This window comes from Janthinobacterium sp. GW822-FHT07H10 (genome assembly GCF_058798675.1).
This window is the reverse complement of record NZ_JBXAKS010000006.1, coordinates 35,735-50,013: the sequence shown is the minus strand read 5'-3', so window position 1 is coordinate 50,013 and position 14,279 is coordinate 35,735. Positions and strand designations below refer to the sequence as shown.

The window sequence follows — 14,279 nt, the reverse complement described above, 5'->3', positions numbered from 1 at the left end:
CCTGGCTAGAGAGAAGGGAACGGAGCCTGGCTGTCGCACAAGCGTCCACACCTCCATGACGTAGCTGGATGGCGGAAGGGATAATGTTTTTTGAAAAATATTTTCTATCAACCCGGCCGCGAAGAAAAACGCATCAGCTGAGCAGCACGATGCCGCCCGGCAAGCTGGTCATTTGCGCGCCGTACAGGTCGCGTATCATCGCCAGCGCGCCATCGGTCTGGCCGATGGAAAAGCGCATGCGCACGAGGCGGCGGCCCAGCTCGGCATTGCGCAGCAGCACCTTGCCGGGCCGGTAGCGGTTGATTTCATCGACGACGTGGGACAGCGGCTTGCCGGCGAACGACAGCGCCCCCGTGCGCCAGGCGCTGGCCTCGCCCGCCGGCGCCGCCGTGGCCGCCAGGATGGCCTTGTCGTCGTACACCAGTTGCTGTCCCGCATCGAGGGTCTGGCGGCGGTGTTGCCAGGCCACTTCCACGGCGCCCGCCAGGCAGGTGACGCAGACGGCATCGTCCGTGTGACGCACATTGAAGCGGGCCGATTGCGCCAGCAGGCGTCCCTCGCCCGCCACCACGGTCACGGGCGTGCTGGCGCCGCTGGCAACGATTTCCGCCTCGCCGGCCAGCAGTTCGATCGCTTCCTGCGTCCGCACATTGATGCGCGTCTGCGTGTTCATCTGCACCGTCAGCTGGCGCGACAGCGCCACTTGCCGCTGCTCGCCCGTACCCGTGCGGTAATCGGCGCTGAGCTCCTGCAGCGATGGCCAGGCGCCCAGCGGCGGCCGCAGGGCCAGCACGGCGACGCCGGCGGCCAGCGCGCCGCCGAGGAAGGCACGGCGTCCGGTCCGCACGGGGAAGGCCAGCACGGCAGCCCGCTGCGGTGCGGCCGCCTGCGCCTCCCCTTGCAGCGCCGGGTCGAGCGCCTGCCACAGCTGCCTGAGTTCGCGCCAGGCGCGCGCATGCGCGGGGCTGCGCGCGCACCAGGCGCGCAAGGCGTCGGCGTCGGCCCGCGTAAAGTCGTCGCCGCGCAGCCGCGCCCACCAGGCATCGGCTTGCCGGCCGATGGCCGCGTCGCTGTCATCGGCGCTGGCGGCGGGGCCGCGTTGATCGGGGTCAGGAGCATTCATGGGTTTCATCAATATTTACGGCGGCCCGACACATCGCTGCGCTGGACGGCCTCGGCGTCGGCCATGCACGTTTTACAGTGTTGCATGGCGGCCTGCAATTCTTTCTTCACCATCGCCACGGAAATGCCGAAGCGCTCGGCAATCTCCGCGTTGAGCAAGCCGTCGACCCGGGCCGCCGTCAGGATGGCGCGACGGCGCGGCGACAGCCCGGCCAGCGCCGCGTCCAGCGCCTGCACGTCGAGACGCGCCGAAACGATGCGCGCCGGGTCGCCGATATCGTCGCCGCTCTCGTCGGCCATGTGCATCAGCTCTTCGCGTTCGCGTTCCGTGACGATGATACGGTCGCGCCGATAGGCGTCGGTGGCGATATTGGCCGCCATGCGCAGGAGATACGCGTCGGGATTGTGGACGGGAGCGGAGGCCGGTCCCGGCGACACCATCGCTTCGAGGCGCAGCCAGGTTTCCTGCAGCGCATCGGCCGCATGGTGCTTGCAGCCGACCACGCGCTCGAGGCGCCAGCGCAGCACGGCGTAGCGTGAACTCAGATGCCGCTTCAGTTTGGTGCGCAGGTCGGGCATGCTCATGGCGCGGCCCCTCCCGGCGCGCTGGCGGCGCAATCGACTTCGCTGCCCGGACCCTGCGGCAGCAGCAGGATGGAAACGGGCTGCGGCATCGACGGCAGCGGCGCCGCGCCCACGCGCATGCCCAGCACCAGGCGCGCGATGGCCGTGTCGCGCGCGCGCAAGCCCGTGCTGTCGAGCAGTTGCACCCGGTCCACCACGCCGGCGCGGTTCAGGTACAGCTGCAGCGCCAGGCGGTAGCCGCCGGGACGCGTCTGCGCCGCGCGGCACAGCAGCCCCAGCAAAACGTGCTGCAGGCGGCTGACGTAGGCCGCATGGTCGCCGCCGCCGTGCAGGGCGCCAGGAATGTCGGCGGCCGCCACCACGGCGGCCTGCGGCAAGTCGGCGCCGGCCGGGGCATACACGATGACGGCTTGGGCATCGGACTGGCGCGCCTGCAGCCCCGTGCCCTCGAGCAAGGCTTGCAGGGCCACGCCGGTGGCATGCGCGCCGCGCACAGTGCCCGACTGGCGCTGCGCGTAGCGCTGCTCCATGAGCACGGCGATGCCCGTGCGGCGGCTGTAGAGATCGAGCGCGTCGCCGAGGTTCTGCGCGGCGATATCGAACTGGAAGACAGGGGCGTCGGCGGCCTGCGCCCGCACGGGCCCCGCCGCGGCCAGGAAGCCCAGCAGCACCAGGTATCCCGCCAGCGCAAGCACATGGACGGATGCCGGGCTGCCTGTCATATCGCTATCTTGTCGCTATCGTGTGAAGGGGGAACTGCGCAAATTGGGGTATTGCCAAGTTACAATTCTTGCGTCAACTGCAATAGACTACACAGCAAACATGACGGCTTCGTGACATGCCGGCCATCAATAAATTTCGTCATGCGGGATGTCGGGAACGCTGCTGATTTCGGCTACACTGGCTGTCACTCTCCTTTTCCGACGCCGAATGATCGAAAAGAATTTGCCCGAACTGGTCATGCTGAAACGCCTCATCGACGAGGGCGGCAAGCACCTGGAAGTGGCCGCGCCCTGCACTGTCGCCATGGACGGGCGCGAATTTCCCGTGTACACCATTGCGCTGGGCAACCCCGGTCCGGACGTGCCCGTGCTGGGCTTTTTCGGCGGCATCCACGGCCTCGAGCGCATCGGCACGCAAGTACTGCTCTCCTTTTTGGAAAGCCTGATCGCGCGCCTGCGCTGGGATGCCACCCTGCACCAGCAGCTGGAAACGATGCGCCTCGTGTTCATGCCGCTGGTCAATCCGGGCGGCATGTGGCAAGCCACGCGCTGCAATCCGAACGGCGTCGACCTGATGCGCAATGCCCCGCTGAGCGCGCGCGAAAGCGTGCCGTTCATGCTGGGCGGACAGCGCTACAGTCCGCGCCTGCCCTGGTACCGGGGCGCGCAAGACGCGCGCATGGAAGCGGAAAGCCAGGCCGTGTGCGACTTCGTCGAGCGCGAATTGCTGTCGCGCCAGTTCAGCATCGCCCTCGATTGCCATTCCGGCTTCGGCTTGCGCGACCGCATCTGGTTTCCCCACGCGCATACCAAGGTGCCAATACAGCACCTGGCCGAGATCGGCGCGCTGGAAGAGCTGTTCAGTCAAAGCTATCCGAACCACGACTATGTGTTCGAGCCACAAAGCCGGCAATACCGCACGCATGGCGACCTGTGGGATTATCTGTACCTGAACGGCACCGGCTACAGCGGACGCGTGTTCCTGCCGCTGACGCTGGAAATGGGTTCCTGGCGCTGGGTCAAGAAAAACCCGCGCCAGCTGTTCAACCGGGTCAGCATCTTCAACCCGACGGCCACGCACCGCCTGCAGCGCGTGCTGCGGCGCCACCTGGTGTGGTTCGACTTCCTCATGCGCGCCGCCAGCAGCCACGGTCGCTGGGTGCCGGAAGGCCTGGCGCACAAGGCCCAGCGCCGGCGCGCGCTGGCGCAGTGGTACGAATCATGACGCAGATCAATACGCAAGATAACTGGATCCTGCTGCGCGGCCTGATGCGCGAACAGCGCCACTGGGGCGCCTTCCCCGCCACCCTGGCGCGCGCCCTGCCCGGCGCCCATATCGTCACGCCCGACTTGCCCGGCAATGGACAACGCCATGCGCAGGACAGCGCCACGCGCGTGGCCGCGATGGTGGAGTCGTGCCGCCAGGATTTGCTGGCGCGCGCAATCGCCCCGCCCTACCGCCTGCTGGCCCTGTCGCTGGGCGGCATGGTGGCCGTGGAATGGGCGCACCGCTATCCGCAGGAAGTGGCCCGCTGCGTGCTGCTCAACACCAGCATGCGGCCCTACAGTCCGTTTTACCGGCGGCTGCGCTGGCAAAACTACGGCGCCCTGCTGCGCCAGCTGCTGCTGGGCGACCAACGCAGCCAGGAAGCGCTGATTTTGCGCCTGACCAGCCGCCGGCATGGCGCGGGCAACGCGGGATTGGTGGCCGACTGGCTCAGTTATCAGCAGCAATACCCGGTCAGCCGCCGCAATGCGCTGCGCCAGCTGCTGTCGGCCGCCCGCTACCGCGCCCCTGCCACTCGTCCCGCCATGCCGGTGCTGGTGATGGCCGGCGCGCAAGATCAACTGGTCGACCACCGCTGCTCGCTGCGCCTGGCGCGGGCCTGGCAAGCGGACTGCCTGATCCACGGCGACGCGGGCCACGACTTGCCGCTCGACGAGGGGCTATGGGTGGCGCAGTCGCTGGCACGCTGGCTCGGGGTGGCAGCGGCAGACCATGACCAGGCATGCACGACACCGTCAACATGCAAATGACACACCAGACAGATCCTGCAGACCAGCTGGCCGCGCTGGTGGAAAGCGGCGTGCACGACCAGGTTTTTCCAGGCGCGGCCTGGGCCATGGGCTCCGTCCACCACAGTATGGCGGGCGCGGCCGGGCGGCTCACGCCCGATCCCGCCAGCGCCGCGATGCGGGCCGACACCTTGTTCGACATCGCTTCGCTGACCAAGATCGTCAGCGTATGGGCGCTGACCGGCAGGCTGGTGGGCCAGAAACGGCTGCGCCTGGACAACCGGCTGGCCGACGTCTTGCCCGGCACGGCAGGCTATGCGCTGGGGCCGGTGACGATTTTCCAGCTGCTCACCCATACGGCGGGCTTGCCGCTGCGCGCGCGCCTGCGCGCCAGCTACGGCGAGGTGCGCGAGGACATCGTGCGCGGCGTACTGCGCGAGCCGCTGGAAGGCCGGCCCGGCGTGGCTGTGGACTACACGGACCGCGCGGCCCTGATCCTCGGCTTTGTCATCGAGCGGCTGCTGGGCATGCCGCTGGACGAGGCGCTTGCAGAGTACATTTTGCGGCCGCTGGGCATGGCTGCCACGGGCTTCGGCCCGGTGGCGCCGCGCCACGGCCAGCTGGTCGCGCCCACCGAGTACTGCGAGCAGGCCGGTGCCCACCTGTGCGGCATCGTGCATGATTTTTCGGCCCGGCTGCTGGGCGGCGTGTGCGGCATTGCCGGGCTGTTTTCAAACGTATTCGACCTGCAACGCTTCCTGCAGGCAATGCTGGCGACATCGACAGGGCAGCACGGCGGGGCATTCGATGCCGGCTGGGTAAGCGCTTCGCTGACAGTGCAGACGGGCGCACTGCATCCCGCGCGCGGCCTGTTCTGGCATCCGGCGGCAGGCACGGAACCCGGGGACGACATCTGGTGCCACCTGGGTTTCACGGGTACGGCAATGTGGCTCAGCCCGCGGCGCGGCCGCTATGGCGTGCTGCTGACGAACAAGCTGTATTACACGCGCGATTCCGCCAGAATCAACGGGCTGCGGCGCGACTTCATGCGCTGCGTGTTCAGCGGATGAGGCGCGACCTGCCGAGCCGGCGGCGCCGTCGCCGCCGTTCCCATGCCAGGGACGGACAACGACACGCCTGCCGGCCTGACCCTCACGCCGGCTGCTGCTGCGTGGTGCAGTGGATGCCGCCGCCACCGGCCGCGATGGCGTCGATATTCAGTTGCACGATGTCGCGTCCCGGGAATTGCTCGCGCAAGATGGCCTTGGTATTGCGGTCGGCTGTCGCATCGCCGAATTCCGGGCACAGCACGGCGCCGTTGCAGACATAGAAATTGATGTAGCCAGCGGCGAAGTCCTTGTTTTCATACTGCGGACGCACATGGCCGGGCCCCGGCAAGACCACCACGTGCAGCGGCCGGCCGCGGGCGTCGGTGGCCTTGCGCAGGATGTCGAGGTGGCGCTGCGTGACGGCCCGCTCGGGCGACGTCGGGTCGCTTTCAAAGCCGGCCGCGACGACGCCGGGCGCGCAGAAGCGCGCATAGAAGTCCGTGTGGCCATCCGTGATATCCTGGCCGGCGATGCCGGGCAGCCAGATGACTTTTTCGATGCCCAGCAGCCGGCGCAGCTCCCGCTCGCATGCGGCCTTGCTCACGCCGGGGTTGCGGTTGGCGTTGAGCACGCAGCTTTCCGTGATGATGGCCGTGCCCTGGCCATCGACTTCGATGCCGCCCCCTTCGAGCACCAGGCTGCTTTCCAGCACGGCCACGCCGGCGCGCCCGGCAACAAAACCAGCCACCAGCGCATCGTCGTCGTAATCCTGCTTTTCGCCCCAGCCATTGAAATTGAAGTTCACGCCGGCCAGCGCGCCGCCCGCCTGCTTGACGAAGACGGGCCCCGTGTCGCGCATCCACAGGTCGTCGATGGGCTGCACCAGCAGCCTGACCTTGCTGCCGCACAGGCGCGCCGCCACGTCGTAGTCTTCCTCGTTGATGAGCATGTGCACGGGCTCGACGCTGGCAATCGCCTGCGCGATGCGCGCCAGGTTCGCTTGCGCGCCCGCCTTCAGGCGCTTGCCCCACACCTCGTCGTTGGCGCCGAACGCCATCCAGGTGGCAGAGTGGCGCTCGCCTTCGTCGGGCATGCGCCAGCCCGCGCCCGCCGCCAGGGCGGGCATGGCAGGCAGGCCGCTGGCGGCGCCGGCCGCCAGGCCCAGGGCGCCAGTCAGGAAGTGTCGTCGTAGCATGCTGTTCTCCTTTTATCCAATTTCCTGCTGCGTGGTGCAATGGATGCCGCCGCCACCGGCCGCGATGGGGTCGATATTGATCTGGATCACGGCGTGCCCCGGATACAGTTCCATATATTGCGCCCTGGCCCGGGCATCGGCCTGCGCATCGCCGAATTCGGGGATGAAAATGGCGCTCCTGGTGGCATAGTAATTGATATAGCCGGCGGCGAAGGTATTTGGATTGTTTCCTGGCCGAATCTGGCCGGGACCATCGACGACGACGATCTGCAGCGGCTGGTTATCCGCATCGGTGGCACCGCGCAGGATCTCCAGGTGGCGCCGCGTCAGCGCATGGTCGTACGATTCCGTGTCCATCTCGCGGTGCGCCGCCACCACGCCGGGACGCACGAAGCGGGCGTAGAAATCCGTGTGGGCGTCCGTGATGTCCTGGTTCTTGATGCCAGGCAGCCAGATCACCTTGCGGATGCCAAGCAGGCGCAACAGTTCAGCCTCGCAATCGGCCTTGCTCCAGCCCGGATTGCGGTTGCTATTCAGCACGCAACTTTCCGTGATGATGGCCGTGCCCTTGCCGTCCACTTCCAGCGCGCCCCCTTCCAGCACCAGGCGCGTGGACAGCAGCGGCACCCGGGCCTGGGCGGCGACGATGTCGGCCACCACGCCATCCTTGCCCGACTGCTGCTTGTTGCCCCAGCCATTGAAGTTGAATTTCACGCCGGCCCGCTCTCCGTTCGGCTTGCGCACGAAGACGGGACCCGTGTCGCGCATCCATAAATCGTCCAGCTCGGCGGGAATCAGGGTGACGCCCGCATCGAGCAATTGCCGCGCACTGGCCAGTTCAAATGGACGCACCAGCATGTTGACAGGTTCATGCGCGGCGATGGCGTTGGCGATGCGCACCAGCGCCAGCTGTACCTGCGGCACTTGCGCGCGCGTCCAGATGGCGTTCGAGGCGCCGTACGCCATCCATGTCGCCTTGTGGGATTCGGCCTCGTCGGGCATGCGCCAGCCGTCGGCCTGAGGCAGGCCTCCGTTGCCGCCACTATTGATCGGCGGCAATGGCGCGGTGGGACCTGTACCCGGCCCGCCCTCGGCGCCACCGCCGCAGCCGGCCAGCAAGCCGCCCATGGCCAGCGCGCTGCCGCCCACCATGCAATGACGCAAGAAATATCGACGTGTGTGCATATCCATCCTTTATTCATTAACAAGATTGCCGCGCGCCATAGCTGGCGTCTCGGGATGGAGAGCATTGTCGGCCGATCAAGGCATGAAAACAAATGATATGATTTGCCTTAATTCATTAACTTTTCTCATATGTCAGAACATCGCATTCCTTCGCTGAAGTTGTTGATGGGCTTTGAGGCGGCGGCCCGTCACGGCAATTTCTCGCGCGCGGCCGACGAGCTGCACGTGACGCAGTCGGCCATCAGCCACCAGGTGCAATTGCTGGAAGAACAGGTCAAGCAGCCGCTGTTCCGTCGCGCCGGACGGGGCGTGGAGCTGACGGTGGCCGGCGAAGTGCTGCTGCGCAGCGTGCAGCGCTCGATGACCGTGCTGCGCAGCGGCCTGGGACGCATCGCCACCTATCTCGATCCGGGCCTCGTGGTGCTCGTGTGTCCGGCGCCCCTGCTGCACGGCTGGCTGCAGCCCCGGCTGCGCGCGCTGGAGGCGCAGCTGCCCGAGCTGTGCCTGCTGCTGTCGGTCGATGAAAGCGCCCGTTTCGTCGATGAAATCGACGTCGATCTCGCCATCGGCGAGCGCCCCATCCTGCAGCCGGACTTGCAGGAAATCCCCCTGCTGCACGATGAATGGCTGCTGGTGGCCAACAGCGAACTGGCAGCGCGGCTGGCCGGCGTGCCGCCAGACGAGCACCATCTGCACGCGGATCTGGTGTGTCTGGAAGAAAGCCTGACGGGCGACGCCACGGCGCCCCTGTTCCTGGGTCCGCTGGCACGCTTTCGCAAGCGGGCCATCTACGACGACGCGCGCCTGTTGCTGGACGCCACCCTGGATGGGCGCGGCGTCGCCTGCCTGCCGCGCCTGCTGGCGGACGCCAGCCTGGCGCGCGGCCTGCTGCACGTGCTGCCCGACTACCCGAGGGTGCCCGGCGCCACCTGGTGGCTGTCGGGCGTGGCCGAACACCCGCGCTCGCCCATCGTCAGGCAGGTATTCGACTGGCTGCGCGCACAGGGAGCGGCGCCAGCGCCGTGAGCGCTGATCTCTCATGGGGAAAAAATTTCCTTGTGGATATTTCAAGATTCATTTAATGTTATCTTGATTTCTTGGCAAGCCGTCGTGACGCCCCAAGCGGGACGCAGCTTGCCGGAAGCCATCCATCGAACATGAAGGCAAATCTGAGGGGGAGCAAGCATGCCTGACGAAGATCTGTGGGAAGTACCCGTTGAGCGCCGCGCGGGGCTGGCCACGCATAACGAGCGCGTGCGCAGCGGCGGACGCGACGAGGCCGTACTGTATTACCCGGGATCCGGCGCTGACATTCTGCACGCACTGTTCGCCACCAGCGCGAAGACGCGGTATTTCATTTTTGTCGATCCGGTAGACCTCGATCAATCGTTGCGGACCCATATCAAGGCCAAGCACAGCCGGCTGGACATGCACGAGTCGCTGCCCATTACCGGCAGGCTCGGCATCCGTTCGCGGCCAGCTAGCGGCTGGATGTTCAGCATGCAGGGCAAGATGCGCTTCTTGTTCCATTTCAATATGCAACACGACGCGTTTTGCAAGGAAAACCGCGGCTTCATCTGCGACACCGTGTTTGAAAAAGACTTCTGGGAAACCGAGGACGAAGTCGAACTGAGCGACGTACTGGCAATGCTGCGCGTGGGTGGCCACTATTCCACGAATGCCAGCCTCGGCTTGCTGATACCCATCCTGTCGCTGGTCGGGCTCGACTACGTCGATACCCAGATCATCAACGGCAACCAGTATCTTTTCAAGCGGCGCACCGCGACCCTGATGACCTGGCCCAACCTGAGACTGGCGCTGGACGAAAGCCTGAGAGTGGTGCAGGAACTGATTTGCGAGGAAACGAGCTCCCTGTACTATGGATTGCAGGCCTTCAACAGTGCGGCCATCAATATCGAGTTGCGCGCCAATCAGGCGGCCATACTCCAGCCCTTCCTGAACAAAGGCATCACCTTGACGCCGCCCATCAACACCCAGCTATGCCGCCAGCTTGCGATCAAGGCGGCAGGCAGCGAAGTGGCGCAATACCTGGATGGCATCAACCTGGCTTTCCCTACCGTGTAAGCGGCCGGTCGCCGGCACGCGGCTCGCGCACGATTACGGCAGCCGGTGGCGGAACGTCGGCTCGATGTTGCGCGCATGCAGCCAGCGCACGATGTCTTCCAGCGTGGCGTCCTGCAGCAGCAAGCCTGGCGCGGTGGCGGCAGATGCAACGGGCGATGCGGCCACCGGCACAGGCGCGGGCGAAGACGCCGAAAGTCCCGCATGCCCCTGCAGCTGCGCCAGCGCCTGCGCGAACTGCGCCGGATTGATGCTGCGCAAGCTTTCCAGGAAGCCCAGCTGTGCCGTCGGCGGCGGCGGCATGTCCAGGCCCGGCTCGTCGACGAAGGCGGCGCCCATGCTGGGGTGGATGAAGGCAGCCCACTTGCCCGACGGCTGCAAGCATGGCGGCAGCGCCGCCTGCTCCACGTAGGCGGGTGGCGCCACGGCGAGGATGTCGGTCGATGCGGGCAAAAAAGTCGCGCGCAGCAGTTGCACGAACTGGCGCGCCTGGGCGACGGGCACGGGCGTGGCCAGCGATAGCCATAACTGGAACGCCGTGCCCGAAATGCTGACGGCAGGCGCCGGCAAGTCCAGCTCATGCTGCACGGCATTGGCGATCGTGCACAGCGCGCTCCAGTGCGCCTCGCCGCCGCCCTTGCCGCCAAACTCCAGCACCAGCGCGCGCGCCAGGCCGCTATCGGTAACCAGCCGCACCGCTACCGTCTGCTCGCCCGACAGATGGCGCGCCAGCACGGCCGGCGTCAGCGGCTGCGCGCCGCCCTCCGCGTCCAGATACTGCTGCTGTGCATCGAACAGATACAGGCGGTTGAGTTCAGAAATCAGTTTGTGCATGTGCGGCTCCGTAATGACGTTGCGCAACACTTGCCAACGTGCGCAGATTATAGCCGCCCGCACGCTAGCGCATGGGCAGACCGGCCACGCGCGGTGTCCGCCCGGCGCCAAATACCAGCCAGCTGGCGGCGGCAAACAGGCAGGCGGCCACGCCGCCGTACAGCATCACGGCGCCGAAACCCTGCGTCAGCGCCAGCCGCACGGCGCCAGCCGGCAGCGTCAAGCCCAGTTCGCCAGCGCCCTTGCCTGCCGACAAGCCTTCCGCCACGGCCCGCAACGCGGCGGCGTCCAGGCCGGCAGGCAACTGCGCGCGCACGGCGGACTGGATGGCTGCGACGAGGATAAAGCCCATCAGCGCGATATTGAGGGACAGGCTGACCATGCGCGCGCTGATGTCGATGCCCGAGGCCATGCCCGCGCGTTCGTTCGGCACGGCGCCCGTCGTCGTGTTGGTGACGGGCGTATTCGTCAAGCCCAGTCCCGTGCCGGCCAGCAGGCAGCCGGGCAGGATCGTCAGCCAGCTGGCGGCGTCCGCGCGGCTGCCCCACAGCATCAGCAGGAAACCCGCGCCGATGGCCAGCAAGCCGGCGGGGATCACCGCATCGGCCCGGTAGCGCAGCGCCAGCCGCTCGGCCAGCGGCGGCACGAGCAAGGTGGGCAAGGTGTAGGCCAGCAAGGTCAGGCCCGTGCCCACGCTGCTGTAGCCGAGGCAATTTTGCACGTACAGGGGCAAATACATCATGAAAGGCCAGAAACTGAAATTCATGCCTGCCGAACCAAGCAAGGCGCCCGAAAACCGGCGCAGGCGAAACACGGCAAAATCGACCATCGGTTCCGCCCGGCGCCGCTCGATGACGGCAAATAGCATCAGGCTGAACAGTGCCACGGCCAGGCTGGCCACGCTGCGCGGATCCGTGAGACCCAGCGCCGGCCCCTGCGTGATGCACCACGCCAGGCTGAACACGCCCAGCGACAAGCTGGCGATGCCCGCCACGTCGAGCTTGCGCCGCTGCGGGTCGCGCGATTCGCTCACGCCCAGCCACACCAGCAGCAGCGTCACAATCGCCAGCGGCCCGTGCACGAGGAACACCCATTGCCAATTTGATAGTGCGACGATGGCCGCGCCGATGATGGGACCAAAGCCCAGGCCGATGCCAAAGACGATGCCCCAGGCGCCAAACGCCCGGCCCCGCGCGGCGCCCGCCTGGAATTGCTGCGACAGCACGGCCACCTGGCAGATCAGCATGGCGCCCCCGGCCATGCCTTGCAGTAAGCGCGCGGCGATCAGCACGCCGGTGCTGCCGGCCCAGCCGCACACGAGCGAACTGAGGCCGAACAGGGCCAGGCTGGCGAGAAACAGGCGTTTGCGGCCAAAGCGGTCGGCCAGGGTGCCGGTGGCCATCAACACCGTGGTGCAGGCGATCGTGTAGGCGTTCATGATCCATTGCAACTGCTTGAAGTCGCCATGCAGCACGGTTTCCAGCGTCGGCAGGATCACGGGCACGCTGGAAATTTCCAGCCCAAACATGAGCGAGGCCAGGCACACGGCGGCCAGTGTCATGCGATTTTGTTGCGTAGAAGAAAGTAGCATCGGAGCCCAGTCAAAGTCAGTGGTTAAGGCACCCGGCAAGAGATGCCTGTGCCGCGCCATTCTAGGCAGCCCCGATTCATGAGGGAAATGATAAAATTTTGTACAATTCATTCATTTTCATCATGAATCACCAGGATCACAGGCCATGGACTTCGATACCGCATTGCTGCGCGCCTTTGTCGCCGTACAGGAAACGGGCGGTTTCACGCGCGCGGCCGAACGGCTGCACCTGAGCCAGTCCGCCATCAGCCACCAGATCCGGCGCCTGGAGGAACAGGCCGGCACCGCGCTGCTCGTGCGCACGACGCGCCGCCTGCGCCTGACCGAGGATGGCGAGGATTTCCTGCGCCACGCGCGGCAGGTCCTGGCGGCCCAGGATGCGCTGTCGCGGCGTTTCCAGCGCTCCTCGATTGCCGGCGCCGTGCGCTTTGGCGTGCCGGAAAATTTCATGGGCGCCCGCCTGCCTGCCCTGCTGGCGCAATTCGCGCGCCTGTTTCCCGCCGTGCGCATGGATGTCACGGTGGGCACCTATCTTGACCTACAGAAACTGGTGGCGGCCGATGCGCTGGACCTGGCCGTTGTCATGGCCCTGGCCGGCAGCCAGGAGGACGCGGCCGTGCTGCGCCGCACGCGCTTCGTCTGGGCGGCGGCGCAGGATTTCAGCCATGACGGCGCACTGCCGCTGCCGCTGGCGTTTTCGCCGGCGCCCTGCATGCACCGGCAAGTGGGCGTCGAGGCCCTCGAAGGCGCCGGGCTCGACTGGCGCGTGGCGTTTACCTCGCCCAGCCAGCAGGGCTTGCGCGCCGCCGTGCTGGCCGGACTGGCCATCACGGCCCTGCCGCAAGGCGACCTGGAAGCGGGCATGGTGGTCATCGATGGCCAGCATGGCTTGCCCGCCCTGCCCGCCGCCCAGTTCCAGCTGCTCTGGCGCAGCGCCAGCAAGACGGCGGCAGCCGAGGCGTTCGGCCAATTGCTGCGCGAGTGGTCCGCGGCCAGCCACGCTGCCTGAGCTCAAGCCGTCCGCTGTCCCGCCTCGCCGGCGCCCTTGTCGACCGTATCCGAACCGCCCAGGTCCCCCCGCCGCCGGCCGCTGTGTCGTTCCGGTCCGGCGCCTGGCGCGCGGCGCGCACACGGTTTCCCGGCCATCACCGGCGCCGCCATCCCGCGGTTTAAGCCAGCGCAATCCTTTACTGGGCGTGAACAAAGAATTGAACGAACACGCATTTACCGTGCGGCAGCGCAGGACTATAGTGGCATCTTTCCCACCTGTTCAAGGATCGCCATGAAACTCTTTTATTCTCCGGGCGCCTGCTCGCTGGCTCCCCACATCATCCTGCGCGAAACGGGCACGCCGTTCACCCTGGTGAAAGTCGACCTGGGCCAGCACCGCACGCAGGAAGGCGGCAATTACTACGAACTCAGCCCGAAAGGCCAGGTGCCGCTGCTGGCGCTCGACGATGGGACTACCTTGAGCGAAGGTCCCGTCATCGCCCAGTACATCGCCGAACAGGCCGGCAAGCAGGAGCTGTTGCCGCCCGTGGGCAACTTTGCCCGCTACAGGGTGCTGGAATGGCAGAACTACATCACCTCCGAGCTGCACAAATCGTTCAGCCCCTTGTTCGATCCCCGCCTCGACGCGGCCGCCAAGGCCTTGTTCACCCAGCAACTGAGCAAGAAATATGCATGGGTCAATAGCCGCCTGGAAGGCCAGTCCTACCTGACGGGCGACGCCTTCACGGTGGCCGACGCCTACCTGTTCGTCATCACGGGCTGGGCGCCGCACCTGGGCGTGGATTTGTCCGCACTGGCCAATGTGCAAGCCTTCCTGGCGCGCGTGGGGCAGCGCGACAGCGTCAAGGCGGCGTTGGCGGCCGAGAAAACGGCGGCCTGACGCCGTC

At 66.6% G+C, this 14,279-nt stretch carries 14 protein-coding genes; 7 read left to right on the top strand and 7 right to left on the bottom strand.

What is annotated here, in order from left to right; all coding sequences use genetic code 11:
* Nucleotides 1–133 precede the first annotated feature (133 nt).
* From AC1RDJ_RS15430 to AC1RDJ_RS15420, 3 genes are read right to left on the bottom strand one after another with little or no spacing between them, the layout of a single operon-like run.
* Entirely contained in the window at nucleotides 134–1,123 is a 990-nt protein-coding gene (locus AC1RDJ_RS15430; protein WP_493027969.1) for a FecR family protein, read from the bottom strand.
* A gap of 8 nt (nucleotides 1,124–1,131) precedes the next feature.
* On the bottom strand, nucleotides 1,132–1,707 hold the full coding sequence (locus AC1RDJ_RS15425) for an RNA polymerase sigma factor (protein ID WP_156894832.1): 576 nt from the start codon (nucleotides 1,705–1,707) through the stop codon (nucleotides 1,132–1,134).
* Nucleotides 1,704–2,429 (bottom strand): hypothetical protein, encoded by a 726-nt coding sequence (locus AC1RDJ_RS15420; protein ID WP_493027968.1) that lies wholly within the window; start codon nucleotides 2,427–2,429, stop codon nucleotides 1,704–1,706. The genes AC1RDJ_RS15425 and AC1RDJ_RS15420 overlap by 4 nt, the downstream gene beginning before the upstream one ends.
* Nucleotides 2,430–2,637: 208 nt before the next feature.
* Between AC1RDJ_RS15420 and AC1RDJ_RS15415 the strand changes: the two genes are divergently transcribed.
* Genes AC1RDJ_RS15415 through AC1RDJ_RS15405 form a run of 3 tightly spaced genes read left to right on the top strand, consistent with a single transcriptional unit; the run spans nucleotide 2,638 to nucleotide 5,515 of the window.
* On the top strand, nucleotides 2,638–3,654 hold the full coding sequence (locus AC1RDJ_RS15415) for a M14 family zinc carboxypeptidase (protein WP_071323869.1): 1,017 nt from the start codon (nucleotides 2,638–2,640) through the stop codon (nucleotides 3,652–3,654).
* On the top strand, nucleotides 3,651–4,466 hold the full coding sequence (locus AC1RDJ_RS15410) for an alpha/beta fold hydrolase (RefSeq protein ID WP_493027967.1): 816 nt from the start codon (nucleotides 3,651–3,653) through the stop codon (nucleotides 4,464–4,466). Before AC1RDJ_RS15415 ends, AC1RDJ_RS15410 begins: the two co-directional genes overlap by 4 nt.
* Nucleotides 4,457–5,515 (top strand): serine hydrolase domain-containing protein, encoded by a 1,059-nt coding sequence (locus AC1RDJ_RS15405; RefSeq protein WP_493027966.1) that lies wholly within the window; start codon nucleotides 4,457–4,459, stop codon nucleotides 5,513–5,515. The genes AC1RDJ_RS15410 and AC1RDJ_RS15405 overlap by 10 nt, the downstream gene beginning before the upstream one ends.
* An 82-nt stretch (nucleotides 5,516–5,597) precedes the next feature.
* Here AC1RDJ_RS15405 and AC1RDJ_RS15400 read toward each other — a convergent pair whose 3' ends face one another.
* Nucleotides 5,598–6,689: an agmatine deiminase family protein gene (locus AC1RDJ_RS15400; protein WP_493027965.1), complete on the bottom strand. Its 1,092-nt coding sequence runs from the start codon at nucleotides 6,687–6,689 to the stop codon at nucleotides 5,598–5,600.
* 12 nt (nucleotides 6,690–6,701) lie between these two features.
* Complete coding sequence (locus tag AC1RDJ_RS15395) at nucleotides 6,702–7,874, bottom strand: agmatine deiminase family protein (RefSeq protein WP_493027964.1); 1,173 nt, start codon at nucleotides 7,872–7,874, stop codon at nucleotides 6,702–6,704.
* A 165-nt stretch (nucleotides 7,875–8,039) separates the two neighbouring features.
* Here AC1RDJ_RS15395 and AC1RDJ_RS15390 point away from each other — a divergent pair, with 165 nt between their 5' ends.
* Both AC1RDJ_RS15390 and AC1RDJ_RS15385 read left to right on the top strand, forming a co-directional pair.
* Nucleotides 8,040–8,900, top strand: a complete 861-nt coding sequence (locus AC1RDJ_RS15390) for a LysR family transcriptional regulator (RefSeq protein ID WP_493027963.1) — start codon at nucleotides 8,040–8,042, stop codon at nucleotides 8,898–8,900.
* 159 nt (nucleotides 8,901–9,059) lie between these two features.
* Nucleotides 9,060–9,959 carry a hypothetical protein gene (locus AC1RDJ_RS15385; RefSeq protein WP_071323873.1) on the top strand — a complete coding sequence of 300 codons (900 nt, stop codon included), beginning with the start codon at nucleotides 9,060–9,062 and terminating at the stop codon, nucleotides 9,957–9,959.
* Between the two features lie 33 nt (nucleotides 9,960–9,992).
* On the opposite strand, the gene AC1RDJ_RS15380 is transcribed toward AC1RDJ_RS15385, so the two are convergent.
* Both AC1RDJ_RS15380 and AC1RDJ_RS15375 read right to left on the bottom strand, forming a co-directional pair.
* Nucleotides 9,993–10,790 (bottom strand): TOTE conflict system archaeo-eukaryotic primase domain-containing protein, encoded by a 798-nt coding sequence (locus AC1RDJ_RS15380; protein WP_493027962.1) that lies wholly within the window; start codon nucleotides 10,788–10,790, stop codon nucleotides 9,993–9,995.
* Nucleotides 10,791–10,854: 64 nt separating this feature from the next.
* A complete protein-coding gene (locus AC1RDJ_RS15375) occupies nucleotides 10,855–12,351 on the bottom strand; it encodes an MFS transporter (protein ID WP_493027961.1) in 1,497 nt (498 codons plus the stop codon).
* A 175-nt stretch (nucleotides 12,352–12,526) separates the two neighbouring features.
* Here AC1RDJ_RS15375 and AC1RDJ_RS15370 point away from each other — a divergent pair, with 175 nt between their 5' ends.
* Complete coding sequence (locus AC1RDJ_RS15370; RefSeq protein ID WP_493027960.1) at nucleotides 12,527–13,390, top strand: LysR family transcriptional regulator; 864 nt, start codon at nucleotides 12,527–12,529, stop codon at nucleotides 13,388–13,390.
* 273 nt (nucleotides 13,391–13,663) lie between these two features.
* Nucleotides 13,664–14,272: a glutathione transferase GstA gene (gene gstA, locus AC1RDJ_RS15365; protein ID WP_071323876.1), complete on the top strand. Its 609-nt coding sequence runs from the start codon at nucleotides 13,664–13,666 to the stop codon at nucleotides 14,270–14,272.
* Nucleotides 14,273–14,279: the final 7 nt, after the last annotated feature.